The 12,839-nt window shown below is 61.2% G+C and carries 12 protein-coding genes; 10 read left to right on the forward strand and 2 right to left on the reverse strand.

Translation table 11 applies throughout. The annotated features are described in order from the left end of the window. Positions 1 to 202: 202 nt before the first annotated feature. Positions 203 to 403, forward strand: coding sequence for a hypothetical protein (locus B2M20_RS05640; RefSeq protein ID WP_079446097.1), 201 nt, complete (start codon positions 203 to 205; stop codon positions 401 to 403). Between the two features lie 315 nt (positions 404 to 718). Here B2M20_RS05640 and B2M20_RS05645 read toward each other — a convergent pair whose 3' ends face one another. Continuing rightward, the gene (locus B2M20_RS05645; protein ID WP_079446179.1) at positions 719 to 961 is read right to left on the reverse strand and encodes a CsbD family protein; all 243 of its coding nucleotides are present in this window, start codon (positions 959 to 961) and stop codon (positions 719 to 721) included. Between the two features lie 478 nt (positions 962 to 1,439). On the opposite strand from B2M20_RS05645, the gene B2M20_RS05650 reads away from it, so the two are divergent. Then, positions 1,440 to 2,000, forward strand: coding sequence for a hypothetical protein (locus B2M20_RS05650; RefSeq protein WP_244553434.1), 561 nt, complete (start codon positions 1,440 to 1,442; stop codon positions 1,998 to 2,000). A 352-nt stretch (positions 2,001 to 2,352) separates the two neighbouring features. On the opposite strand, the gene B2M20_RS05655 is transcribed toward B2M20_RS05650, so the two are convergent. Continuing rightward, positions 2,353 to 3,210 (reverse strand): N-acetylmuramoyl-L-alanine amidase, encoded by an 858-nt coding sequence (locus B2M20_RS05655; RefSeq protein WP_079446099.1) that lies wholly within the window; start codon positions 3,208 to 3,210, stop codon positions 2,353 to 2,355. A 521-nt stretch (positions 3,211 to 3,731) separates the two neighbouring features. Here B2M20_RS05655 and rsmH point away from each other — a divergent pair. The 8 genes from rsmH to murD all read left to right on the forward strand — a co-directional run bounded on the left by rsmH (position 3,732) and on the right by murD (position 12,657). Next, positions 3,732 to 4,730, forward strand: a complete 999-nt coding sequence (rsmH, locus tag B2M20_RS05660; RefSeq protein WP_087881121.1) for a 16S rRNA (cytosine(1402)-N(4))-methyltransferase RsmH — start codon at positions 3,732 to 3,734, stop codon at positions 4,728 to 4,730. 3 nt (positions 4,731 to 4,733) lie between these two features. Next, on the forward strand, positions 4,734 to 5,114 hold the full coding sequence (ftsL, locus tag B2M20_RS05665) for a cell division protein FtsL (protein WP_079446100.1): 381 nt from the start codon (positions 4,734 to 4,736) through the stop codon (positions 5,112 to 5,114). After that, positions 5,111 to 6,850 carry a peptidoglycan D,D-transpeptidase FtsI family protein gene (locus tag B2M20_RS05670; protein ID WP_079446101.1) on the forward strand — a complete coding sequence of 580 codons (1,740 nt, stop codon included), beginning with the start codon at positions 5,111 to 5,113 and terminating at the stop codon, positions 6,848 to 6,850. Before ftsL ends, B2M20_RS05670 begins: the two co-directional genes overlap by 4 nt. A 188-nt stretch (positions 6,851 to 7,038) precedes the next feature. Next, entirely contained in the window at positions 7,039 to 8,496 is a 1,458-nt protein-coding gene (locus B2M20_RS05675) for a UDP-N-acetylmuramoyl-L-alanyl-D-glutamate--2,6-diaminopimelate ligase (RefSeq protein ID WP_079446181.1), read from the forward strand. Beyond that, positions 8,493 to 9,932, forward strand: a complete 1,440-nt coding sequence (locus tag B2M20_RS05680; RefSeq protein ID WP_079446102.1) for a UDP-N-acetylmuramoylalanyl-D-glutamyl-2,6-diaminopimelate--D-alanyl-D-alanine ligase — start codon at positions 8,493 to 8,495, stop codon at positions 9,930 to 9,932. Before B2M20_RS05675 ends, B2M20_RS05680 begins: the two co-directional genes overlap by 4 nt. An 11-nt stretch (positions 9,933 to 9,943) precedes the next feature. Continuing rightward, positions 9,944 to 11,050 (forward strand): phospho-N-acetylmuramoyl-pentapeptide-transferase, encoded by a 1,107-nt coding sequence (gene mraY, locus B2M20_RS05685; protein ID WP_079446103.1) that lies wholly within the window; start codon positions 9,944 to 9,946, stop codon positions 11,048 to 11,050. A gap of 9 nt (positions 11,051 to 11,059) precedes the next feature. Continuing rightward, complete coding sequence (locus tag B2M20_RS19445) at positions 11,060 to 11,260, forward strand: hypothetical protein (protein ID WP_079446104.1); 201 nt, start codon at positions 11,060 to 11,062, stop codon at positions 11,258 to 11,260. Continuing rightward, entirely contained in the window at positions 11,257 to 12,657 is a 1,401-nt protein-coding gene (murD, locus tag B2M20_RS05695; protein WP_079446105.1) for a UDP-N-acetylmuramoyl-L-alanine--D-glutamate ligase, read from the forward strand. Before B2M20_RS19445 ends, murD begins: the two co-directional genes overlap by 4 nt. Positions 12,658 to 12,839 lie beyond the last annotated feature (182 nt).

Consider the following 12,839-nt stretch of genomic DNA (forward strand, 5'->3'; position numbering starts at 1 on the left):
CCTACCATAAGGCTGGGGCCAGTAAACAGCGGTGAGCGGAGTCATTGTTCGTCGTCATAAGCGCGGCTTGTCCCGTAGTCCCTTGAGCGTTTGGAACCATAAGGCCCGCCGCACATTGACAGGCGCCAATGCACGCGGCCCCCAGCGTTCATGGCACGCAGACATAGCCCAGTCTCCTGGAAAAGCGAAAGGAGAGAGAGCCATGACTCATCGGCGCCGTTACAAACAGACCAAGCCTTTTCAGGACCGTCTCTTTGATTTCCTTGCGGAATCGCGACAAAGAGCCGACGAAGCCCCAGACGGCATAGAGCGAGAAAAGATAATCAAGAAAATCGAGAGTGCCAAAACGGCAGCAAGAATCGATGCATGGGCGAACTCGCCAAAAATGCAGCGGCCGAAGTAAAGGCCATCAGACGCGTCGCCGGAGCTGTGATGCGTGACGAGATGCAAAATATCTTCAGAGGCGGTTGACGCCGTGCAGTCCGCTTCAGACCGAACGTTGGAAATCGGACAAAATACGCGATGCACTCCAAAGGAATCGAAGACGCGAAACAACGACCAGCACGCATCCGAAAACAACGACCAGCACGCATCCGAACAGTGGATTGTCCGGTTTGCGCTCGGAACACGCGCTAGCTACTAATTCGAGCATTCTCCCGGCTAAACCGGATTTCCACTTAGCCGGGAAAAGTCTTGTCCACTTCGCCGGAAAGGGATTCTAATATCCCTGCCAGCGCGGCGGTTCTTTCGTGTCAGGCCAGGACTGCGCCTTCGCATACCAGTTATCGACTTGCTTTTTCGCGAAGTCGTCCTGGTACCCGTAGCGCTCCTTCAGTTTCTTTTCGAGTTGCTCGCGATGGCCGGAGATTTCCCAGAGGTCGTCGAAAGTGAATTTACCCCACTGATCTCTGACCTTGTACTTGACCTGATCCCAGTTTTGTTCAATCCGGTCCCAGTCCATAGTTCCCTCCTTCGCGCGATTGCCGCGAAAGGGGAAAACTAAAAAACTCGAACTTCGTTCCGCCGCTGCGAAGGACGAATGGTCGCACATGGACTGCAGCATGGCCGGTTTATCCAAGGAATCCAAGAACAGAGTAGAATAGGGCTGTGCCGCCAATGCCTTGATGGCAACGTGCCGGCGCAAATTCCCGATACCCCGCTGCTGTTGACTTGTCCGGGACCGACTCGAACGGCAATCTATAGCTGTCTGGTTGAATTCGCGGTTTCACGTTCTGCGCTTTGAAAGCGCCGGGATGTCGTCTGTGGTTAATCAGGCTGCATATTTAGGAGACGTTCGCATGGGACAGAAAGCTGGAAGCGGAACATACAGAACGTCTTTCCCGGATCCTGACTCGACCGAATTCACGCACGACGTTGAGGAATACAGTGCGCCTGATTTTCCGGAACGGTTGAGGGATCCTATGCGGGTTGACCTGGCATTGCTGGCGCGGATTGACGCTGCCCAAAAAGCTCATGGGCGGCTCGGCCAGCTCTCCGTCTGGTCGCGTTGGTATGCCTGCCAGGTCGAGGAATTGCGCGGCCGGTGGACGGAACTGTTCGACTTCTACAAAATTACAGCGCGCGCACCGGAGGACGCCTGGATGCAACTAGCGACTTCCCTGGCGCGAGATTTCGTTCCCGGCCTGCTGGTGGACAATGTTTTTCCGACTCAGGATATGCTCGTGGAACAGGCGCGACTGTTTTCCCTGATTACAGAAGTATCGGAAGCCGTGCTCGCCCGGCGCGGTGAGGCGGAAGGCCAGGACGTATCGGAACGAATGGTCCTCGAGCAGGATTTTTTCAACGAGGAGCCGTGGAATGACGACCTGTTTGGCAAGAAACCGGACAGCATCGATACACTCATGGCAAGGTTCTCGCGAGAAAAGGAACGTTTCGCCAGATTGCTCATCGAGCAGTATTGGTCGAAGACGGCGGTCATGTCCTTCTTTGCCGACTCTGGTCTTGAGGTGCCCAAATTCGTCGCGGATCTGCCCGCCTAACGCAATGCCCCTGCGATCCAGCGGGAGGGTCAAAAGGGAGGCTGCACACGCCGGGAACGGGTTAGACAAAACGCGTGCCAATGCGTTGGTGCCGCAGCCTGAAACCGGCAAAATAGGCTACGTCCATCATCCCCGTCGCGGCCGGTTGTCACCCGGCGTGTGCCATTGAGAGAAATGGTACGACTCTTCCGCTGGCTTTTCCATCGCTATGATGCACGCCCCACGAAACGTTGATAGGTGGAACCCGCAACGCTGGAATCGATGACAACGCTCAACAGCCTTGTCGGGTGGGGTTCGAATACGCTCTCAAGCGCGCAGTTTGAAATCTGCGCGCCACCGGTGGCTCCGGCTTTTAGCTGATGTCCCGGGATGCCGCGACGGTTGGGACGGGCAGGCTTTCAAGCAGCGCTCGCAGCGTGGTCAACGTCGATTGATCGGCGACGCCGTCGACCTTTTCAGGCCGGAAGTGGCGCTGAAAAGCTGTGACCACTTCCATGGTCGGGTTATCGAATTTGCCGCTCGCCTTGATGCCGTAACCGTACCGCGCCAGCGATTGCTGTAGCGCGCGGACGTTCTCACCTTCGCTGCCGGTCTTCAGTACGTCGCCGGCCACGATTGGCGCCGGCCGGACCCAATGTCCGACGCCCGAATCGGCCAGCGAATGCCATGGAAATTTTTCGCCAGGATCCTTCTTGCGCGCGGGTGCGACGTCCGAATGGCCGACAATGCGATGAGCCAGGATATCCCTTCGATGAATGATGCCGCGACATAGCGCAATGACAGCGGCGATTTGTCGTAGCGGGAAAGCCGGATAGCCCCAGTCGTGGCCGCGGTTGACGATCTCGATACCGATCGAGCAGGAGTTGATGTCCTCTTCGCCCGCCCATGAGGAGACACCGGCGTGCCAGGCCCGCTTCGCTTCCTGAACGCATTGCACAACGCGACCGTCCTCGAGCACGACGTAGTGTGCGGACACCTCGGTTCCAGACGTGCATAGCCGCGCCAGCGCGCCTTCAACGTCGGGCATCCCGGTATAGTGCAGCACGATCATATCCGGCGGCCGCCCTTTGGCGCGGTCGCCAAAGTTTAAGGATGGCACCGTGTCGGAGACGAGGGATGAGTCAGGGACGAAGGTCGGCATTCCAACGATGGCCTTGGGGATCGGAAGAGGGCGTCGGCGTTTTAAGTCAAGACTGACGGACGCAAACATGCAACGATCCAAAACAGGCATTAGAAATCGCGGAAAACGGGAGCGCGTGCCCGACTTGTCAGCGAATCACTAGGATCATTATCCGGAGGCGTCATGCGGCATGCAATCGAATGCGTGACTCCTTTTCGCTTTTTCCTGTTAACGGCTTTGGCTTTTCCGTTAGCTGTGTGGGTGCTGCACCACCCAGGGCCACCACAGGGAAGGGATAGCTCGATTGCTGTGTAGGCTATCAACGCTTTCTTAACGCTAAACGCCGTTACTAAGTGGTGAAGAGCCGAACCGGCATCGGGACGGCCGAGGTCCCATTTGCGTTCGAAATCCCCATGGCAACCCTTCAAATTCCATGCGGAAGCCCGGGTTTGTCAGCTCATCTCCTTGTGGAGAAGCGATTGGGGGCCGGTCCGAGCGGTTTTACGGTGGTGAGCTGGCTCCAGGACCGGAAAAGGCGGAATTCCGGACGGTCGGAGTCGGATGGGCACACACGCGGCGAGAACGAGACATTTGCGGATGGAGGCCCGATCATGACGGCGCCGCCCATCCGTCATGTGCCTGTGCTCGGCCGCGAGGCTGTTGCCATGCTGGCGCCGCGCGCCGGCGGCATCTACATTGATGCAACGTTCGGCGCCGGAGGCTATTCACGCGCCATTCTAGCAACTGCGGATACCCGCGTGATCGGAATCGATCGCGATCGTACCGCCATTGCTGGCGGCTTCGGTCTGGTGGAGGAGTCCGGCGGCAGGCTGACGCTGGTCGAGGACCGCTTCTCCAATCTCGCCGCGGTCTGCGCGGCGCAGGGCACAGCCGCTGTCGATGGCATCGTCATGGACGTCGGCGTATCCTCGATGCAGCTCGACGAGGCCAATCGAGGCTTCTCCTTTCGTCTCGACGGTCCGCTCGACATGCGCATGAGTGGGCAAGGGACAACTGCCGCCGACGTGGTGGCGCGCGCGTCCGAGACCGATCTCGCCAATATCATCTACATCTTCGGCGAGGAACGTCGCTCGCGCGCCGTCGCCCGCGCCATCGTCACGGCCCGGCGGCTCGCGCCAATCGCGACCACACGGGCGCTGGCCGATATCGTGTCGAAGGTGGTTCGCGCAAAGCCTCATGAGATTCATCCCGCGACGCGGACGTTCCAGGCTCTGCGGATTTTCGTCAACGAGGAGCTCGACGAACTGATCGCGGCGCTAGCCGCGGCAGAACGCGTACTAAAGCCGGGTGGCCGGCTTGCTGTGGTGTCCTTTCATTCCCTTGAGGACCGTATCGTCAAGAACTTCCTGGTCAGGCGCGGCAAGACGGGTGGCGGTTCGCGCCATCGGCCGGAAATCGAACGGGCGTCACTCAGCTTTGCCATTCTAACGAAACGTCCGCTGACGCCGGGTGAAGAAGAAATGCACGCCAATCCGCGCGCTCGCTCGGCCAGGCTGCGCGCTGCCGAACGCACCGATGCGGCGGCAATCGATGACGGCGCCGAGCGTCCGGCCTGGCCATCGCTTGCAAACGTGATGCGGGGAGGCTGATAGGTGCGGATCATCCATTTCCTCGTCGTCTGCGCGCTTATCTATGCGGCATCGTATGTCTATCGCATCAAGATGGATTCGACCGCCCGTACTGAGCGTGTGTCGCGGCTTCAGGCTCAGGTGCGCGAGCAGCGCGAGGCCATCGCGGTCCTGCGCGCGGAATGGGCAAAGCTCGATGCGCCACGGCGTCTGCAAATTTTGGCCGAACGACATCTGAAATTGAAGCCGATTGAAACCAGACAGTTCGATTCTCTGAAGAACCTGCCGGAGCGACCGCCGAGCCTGGTGCCGCCCGGCACTTCCGATCCGATCGGTGCCATGATCGAGATCATCGATCCCGACGCCGTCACCGGTTCTCTGCCGTTGCAGGAGGCCCCGCAGTGAGTGGTCAAAACAGGCTTCCGTCGGCGTCTTGGAGTCAGCGCGTGATCCGTAACCTGCTCTATGGGCAGAACGTCGATCGCGCCGCCAAGGCGCGGGTGCGCGTCGGCTTCGTCATCATCTTATTCGGGCTGATCTATGCGGTAATCGCAACGCGTCTCGTCATGTTTGCAACATTTCCGGACGACCGGGGAGGGCATCGTGCCGCCTCGCAGGACGCGATCGCCACAGCGCGACCCGATATCATCGATCGTAACGGCCAGGCTCTTGCCACCGACATCAAGGCGCCGAGCTTGTTTGGCGAACCGCGACGCATCATCGACAGGGACGAGGCGGTCGAGTTACTGACGGCGACGCTGCCAGATCTGGAGACCGCCGAGGTTCGACAGCGTCTTGGCACCCGTAAGGGTTTTGTCTGGTTGAAACGCGAAATCACCCCTGCCCAGCAAAAGGACATTCATGGTCTCGGAATTCCTGGGATTGGCTTCCTGCGCGAGAATAAACGCGTCTATCCAAGCGGGCGGGAGGTTGCGCACCTGATCGGGCTCGTCAACATCGATAACCAGGGCATTGCCGGGATGGAGAAGTGGCTCGACAGCAACGGGCTCGCGGACCTGCACCGCGCCGGCTTCGCCACCGACCGCCTGCAGCAGCCGGTGGAATTGTCGATCGACCTGCGTGTCGAGCACGCGTTGCGCGACGAGCTTATGAATGCCAAGGAGCACTATCAAGCCAAGGCCGCCTCGGGTATTGTCTCCAACGTGCGAACCGGTGAGATCGTCGCGATGGTCTCCTTGCCGGACTTCGATCCCAACAATCCGAAAGAGGCGCATGATCCCGATCGTATCAACCGTCTGACAACGGGCGTGTACGAAATGGGATCGACCTTCAAGGCGTTCACGCTGGCGATGGCGCTCGATTCCGGCAAGTACGATCTGAATTCGATGTGGGACGCGCGTGCGCCGTTGCATTTCGGCCGCTTCGCGATTCATGATGACCATCGGCTCGGCCGCTTCATCAATATGAAGGAAGTGTTCACCTACTCATCCAACATCGGCGCGGCGCGGATCGCACTGGCGCAAGGCGTCGAGGCGCACAAGGCGTTCCTGCGCAAGATGGGCCAGATGGATCGCCTGCGTACCGAGTTGCCGGAAAGCGCGTCACCGATTCTGCCGCGCAAGTGGGGCGAGTTGAACACCGTCACCATTGCTTTCGGGCACGGCATGGCGGTGGCTCCGTTGCAGGCGGTGATGGGGATCGATGCGCTGGTCAATGGCGGCTGGTTGATTCCGCCGACATTCCTCAAGCGCACCGAAGAGGAAGCAAGGGCGGTTGCCAAGCGCGTCATCAAGCAGGAAACTAGCGACAAGATGCGCTTCTTGCTGCGCCTGAACGCCGAGATCGGAACCGCAAGGAAGGCCGACGTCAAGGGCTACTATGTCGGCGGCAAGACCGGCACCGCCGAGAAGGTGATCAACGGTCGCTACGCCAAGAAGCGCGTGCTCAATGCCTTCACCGCGATCCTGCCCGCGGACAATCCTCAATACCAGCTTCTTGTGATGCTGGACGAGCCGCAGCCGCTCAAAGAAACCCATGGCTTCATCACCTCGGGATGGAACGCAGTTCCGACCGGGGGCAAGGTCATCGCGCGCATCGCTCCGATCCTGGGCGTGCAACCGCGGTTCGATTTGCCGCCGTCCGAGCGCCTCATTCTTGCGGCATCCCGTGCGACGCAATAGGACGACCGGGCCTTTCCGGCGTCCCGAATTGGAGGTTCGCCTCATTTTCAGCGCGCCACGCAGCAAACTTCGGACTTAAAAAGCACACCGGCAACTTGATATTCGCCGGTGGTACTTTGATGATTCTGACGTTTGCCGGAAACTCGCTGAAATGGGATGTTAGAGTTGAACCACCGGGCTGGGAGAACATGAAACTTCGTGAGCTTTTCGGTGACGACGCCACCATGGACGCGCCGACTGGCGAGCTTGCCGTCACGGGTCTCGCGGTGGATAGCCGCGCGGTGAAGCCCGGAGACCTTTTCTTCGCGCTTGCCGGTACGAAGACAGATGGCGCGCGGTTCATCGATGTCGCGATCGCGTCGGGCGCCGTTGCGGTGGTCGGTGACCACGCGCCCGCGTCCGGGCGCGTTCCGTTCATCGTAACGCCGAATCCGCGGCGCGCGCTGGCGCTGGCCGCCGCTAAATTTTACAAGCAGCAGCCCACGACCATTGCCGCCGTTACCGGGACCAGCGGCAAAACCTCGGTCGCGGCATTCACGCGGCAGATCTGGCAGCGGCTCGGCTATTCGTCGGCGAGCATCGGCACCATCGGCGTGGTCGCACCGTCGCGCACGGTCTACGGCTCTGTGACGACGCCCGATCCGATCGAGTTGCATCGGGAGCTGGATCAGCTCGTGAGCGAAGGCGTGACGCATCTTGCGCTGGAAGCGTCCTCGCATGGTCTTGATCAATATCGACTCGATGGCGTGCGGGTGCGTGCTGCAGGTTTCACCAACCTGTCGCGTGATCACATGGATTATCATCCGACCGTCGCGCACTATCTCGATACGAAGCTGCGGCTGTTCCGCGAGCTGGTCGAGCCGGACGGGGTCGCGGTGATTTCCGCGGATCATGACTGTTCGGTTATCGTGATCGAAGCGGCAAGCGCGCGCAACGTGCCGGTGATGCGTGTCGGCCGTCGCGGCGACGGTGCGCGCATCGGCATTCGTCTGGTCGCGGCCACTATCGAGGGCTTTGCGCAACGGGTGACTCTCGAACATGCCGGACGCGAACGTATCATACGTCTGCCTTTGGTCGGAGAGTTCCAGATCGAGAATGCGCTGGTGTCGGCCGGTCTCGTCATCGGAAGCGGTGGCGACGTGGATGGAGTATTTGCGGCGCTCGAACATCTCGAAGGCGCCAGGGGACGGCTTGAACTAGTCGGTGAGCGCAATGGCGCTCCGGTCTTTGTTGATTACGCCCACAAACCGGATGCGCTGGCAAAGGCGTTGCAGGCGTTGCGGCCCTATGCCAAGCGCAAGCTCGTGGTGGTGTTCGGAGCGGGCGGTGATCGCGATGCAGGCAAGCGTCCGCTGATGGGCGCAATCGCCGCCGATAACGCGGATGTGGTTATCGTGACCGACGATAATCCGCGCAGCGAAAATCCCGCCGCGATCCGCGCCGCGATCCTCGCCACCGCCACGGGTGCCCGCGAGATCGGCGATAGAGCCGAAGCGATCCGTGCTGCGATTGCGGGGCTGCAGCCGGGCGACGCCTTGCTGATTGCCGGCAAGGGGCACGAGACCGGGCAGATCGTGGGTGATCGCGTGCTGCCGTTCAGCGACCACGAGGCGGCTATCGCGGCACTGACATCGAGGCAGATATGAGCGTGCGCGCATTGTGGACTTTGGACGCGATGGTTACGGCGATGCGGGCCGAGAGACGCGGGGCTTTGCCGGCGGTGATTACCGGAATCTCCATCGACAGCCGAACTATCGCGCCGGGCGAGGCCTATTTCGCGATCAAGGGCGACGTGCACGACGGTCACGCTTTTGTCGATGCCGCCTTGAAGGCGGGTGCGGCGCTGGCGGTGGTTGAGGACGCGCAGCGCGATAAATTCGCCGCCGATGCGCCCCTGCTGATCGTCGAGGACGTGCTTGCCGCCTTGTGCAATCTGGCGCGGGCATCGCGCGCGCGACTTTCAGCGCAGGTGATCGCGGTGACGGGATCTGTCGGCAAGACTTCGACCAAGGAGGCGTTGCGGAGCGTCCTTGGCGCGCAGGGCAAGACACACGCCTCGGTGGCTTCGTTCAACAATCACTGGGGCGTACCGCTGACGCTGGCGCGCTGCCCGGCGGATGTGCGTTTCGCCATCTTCGAGATCGGGATGAATCACGCTGGCGAGATCGAGCCGCTGGTGAAGATGGTGCGGCCGCATGTTGCGGTCATCACCACGGTCGAGCCGGTGCATCTCGAGTTCTTCTCCGGCATAGAGGGGATCGCCGACGCCAAGGCGGAAATTTTCGAAGGCGTCGAGCCGCGCGGAGCCGTCGTGCTCAATCGGGACAACGCTCAGTTCGCGCGGCTGCAAAGACGTGCAAAGAAACTCGGCATCGCGAAGATCGTCTCGTTCGGCTCGGACGAGAAGGCCGACGCGCGCCTGCTCGACGTGGCGCTGCATCCGGCGTGCTCCGCCGTGCACGCCAAAATTCTCGGCCATGAGCTGACCTATAAGCTCGGCATGCCCGGCCGTCACATGGCGATGAATTCGCTGGCGGTGCTGGCGGCGACGTCACTGGCGGGCGCCGATCTTGCGCTTGCGGGGCTTGCGCTGTCGCAAGCGCAGCCGGCCGCGGGGCGCGGCGTGCGCCATGCGCTGACCGTGCTGGGCGGGGAGGCGACCCTGATTGACGAAAGCTATAACGCCAATCCTGCTTCGATGGCTGCGGCGCTGGGCGTACTTGGCGGGACCAGGGTCGGGACGCAGGGTCGCCGCATCGCCGTGCTGGGCGATATGCTGGAGCTCGGTCCCAAAAGTGCGGACCTGCATCGTGGCCTGACCGAGGCGATCAATGCCAATGCGGTCGACATGATTTTTTGCTGCGGCCCTCTGATGCGCAATCTGTGGGACGCGCTTTCCTCCGGCAAGCGGGGCGGTTATGCAGAGGACTCGGCCGCGCTCGAATCGCAGGTGGTGGCGGCGATCCGCGCCGGCGACGTCATCATGGTCAAGGGCTCGCTCGGATCGCGAATGAAATTGATTATAACGGCGCTTGAAAAGCGGTTTCCCGACAACGCCGCGCACGACGGAGTCGCGGTTTAGGGTTTCATAAAATGTTTTACTGGCTGATCGATCTTTCTAACACGGTTCCGGGGCTCGGCATTTTCAAGCCGCTGCTGAACGTCTTCCGCTACATCACCTTCCGCACCGGCGGCGCGATGGTGACAGGCGCGTTGTTCGTGTTTCTGTTCGGCCCCTGGATCATCGACAATCTTCGCCTGCGTCAGGGCAAGGGACAGCCGATCCGCACCGACGGGCCGCAGTCGCACCTCGTCAGCAAGAAGGGCACGCCGACCATGGGCGGCCTGATGATCCTGTCGGGACTTGTCGTGTCGACCGTGCTGTGGGCCAATCCCCTCAATCCGTATGTCTGGATCGTGCTCGCGGTGACGCTCGGTTTCGGCTTCATCGGCTTCTATGACGACTACCTGAAGGTGACGAAGCAGACCCACGCCGGATTCTCCGGGCGCACCCGCCTGCTGCTCGAACTGTTGATCGCGCTGGCCGCGTGCTATGCGCTGACGCGGCTCGGCCGCGAGCCGTTCTCGACGGCGCTGGTGATCCCGTTCTTCAAGGACGTGGCGCTGGACCTCGGCTGGTTCTTTCTCGCCTTTGGTGCCTTCATCATCGTCGGAGCCGGCAACGCGGTGAATCTCACCGACGGCCTCGACGGTCTCGCCATCGTGCCGGTCATGATCGCGGCGGCGAGTTTCGCCATGATCGCCTATCTCGCCGGCAATGCGGTCTTCGCCGACTATCTTCAGATCAACTACATCGCGGGGGCGGGCGAATTGGCAGTGCTGTGCGGGGCGGTGCTCGGGGCCGGCCTCGGCTTCCTTTGGTTCAACGCCCCGCCGGCTTCAATCTTCATGGGTGATACCGGTTCGCTGGCGCTGGGCGGCATGCTCGGCTCGATCGCAGTGGCGGTGAAGCATGAGATCGTGCTGGCCGTGATTGGCGGCCTGTTCGTGCTGGAAGCGGTGTCGGTGATCGTTCAGGTCACGTCGTTCAAGCTCACCGGCAAGCGCATTTTCAAAATGGCGCCGATCCACCATCACTTCGAACAACTCGGCTGGACCGAGCCGCAGATCGTGATCCGGTTCTGGATCATCTCGGTGATGTTGGCGCTTGCCGGCCTTTCGACGCTGAAGCTGCGGTGACTCGTCGTCATGGCCGGGCTTGTCCCGGCCATCCACGTCTTAAGCGAATCGTTCCAGTTCGGATTGTTTATTATGATTTTTCGAATCTTCCAGGCGCGAGGCCGGTGCTTGATGCTTCGGTCCGTGCTGCTTGGTCCAATCATCAAAGACGTGGATGGCCGGGACAAGCCCGGCCATGACGGCCACAACCTCGCCGGTTTATCCACATGATCCCCGTCACCTCCTTTGCCGGCAAGACGGTCGCGGCGTTTGGCCTCGGCGGCTCGGGTCTTGCAAGCTGCCACGCGCTGAAGGCCGGCGGCGCTGAAGTGATTGCGAGCGACGACAACGTCGACAATCTTGCGAAGGCGGCGCAGGCTGGTTTCATCACCGCGGATCTGCGAAACGTATTGTGGACGAATTTCGCCGCGCTGGTACTTGCGCCCGGCGTGCCGTTGACCCATCCGGCGCCGCACTGGAGCGTGCTTGCGGCGCGACAGGCGGGTGTCGAGGTGATCGGCGACATCGAACTGTTCTGCCGCGAGCGGAAGCGTCATGCCCCCGACGCGCCCTTCGTCGCCATCACCGGCACCAACGGCAAATCCACCACCACAGCGCTGGTCGCGCATCTGATGCGCGAGGCCGGACACGATGTGCAGATGGGCGGCAACATCGGCACCGCGATCCTGTCGCTGGAGCCTCCGCGCAGAGGACGCGTGCATGTGATCGAGATGTCGTCGTACCAGATCGACCTCGCCCCCTCGCTCGATCCGACCGTCGGCATTCTGCTCAATGTCAGTCCCGATCATCTCGATCGTCACGGCAGCATCGAACACTATGCGGAGGTGAAGGAGCGACTCATCGCCGGTGTGCAGCCGCAGGGCACAGCGGTCGTCGGTGTTGACGATCGCTGGTGTGGAGCAGTCGCCGACCGTCAGGAGCAGGCCGGCCGCAACGTCGTGCGGGTGTCGGTGAAGCGGCCGCTGGCGTACGGTATCAGCGTCGAACAGGATAGGATCGTTCTCGCGTCTGGTGGTGCGCGCAGCGAAATCGCTGACATTGGTGGAATCGGGTCGCTGCGCGGGAGGCACAACACGCAGAATGCAGCGTGCGCTTCGGCGGCGGCGCTGGCGCTCGGGGTTAGCCGGGAGATTCTGCAGCAGGATTTACGCAGTTTCCCCGGTCTCGCGCATCGCATGGAGCAGGTGGGGTACAAGGCTCACGTGCTGTTCGTCAACGACTCCAAGGGCACCAACGCCGACGCCACCGAGAAAGCGTTGTCGTCCTTCACCAATATCTTCTGGATCGCCGGGGGCAAACCGAAGAGCGGCGGCATCGCCTCGCTCGACGCGTTCTTTCCGCGCATCCGGAAAGCCTATCTGATCGGAGAAGCGGCACAGGAGTTCGCCGCGACGCTGGAAGGCAAGGCGGCTTACGAGATCAGCACGACGCTGGAGGCCGCAGTACCTGCTGCGGCGCGTGATGCCGAAGCCTCCGGCCTTGCGGACGCCGTGGTGCTGTTGTCGCCGGCCTGTGCTTCATTCGATCAGTTCCGCAATTTCGAAATTCGTGGTGATCGTTTCCGCGAGCTGGTTCGGGCGTTACCGGGCGTCACACCCGTCGTGTAGCTCGTCCACCGCAAATATGGCCTCTTGCCGGGACCTGATCCGGACATCCATCGAACTTCGTGAATTTGCAAAGAGGATGGGTTGCCCCTTTGCGCGAAGACGTGCTTTGCGCTTTTGGCGAGCGATGACGAAGATATAGCAACAGCCTTAACTCTCCGGTAACCACGATGAGGGACCAATGG

It is taken from the genome of Nitrobacter vulgaris, from assembly GCF_002028545.1.
GTDB classification, from domain to species: domain Bacteria; phylum Pseudomonadota; class Alphaproteobacteria; order Rhizobiales; family Xanthobacteraceae; genus Nitrobacter; species Nitrobacter vulgaris.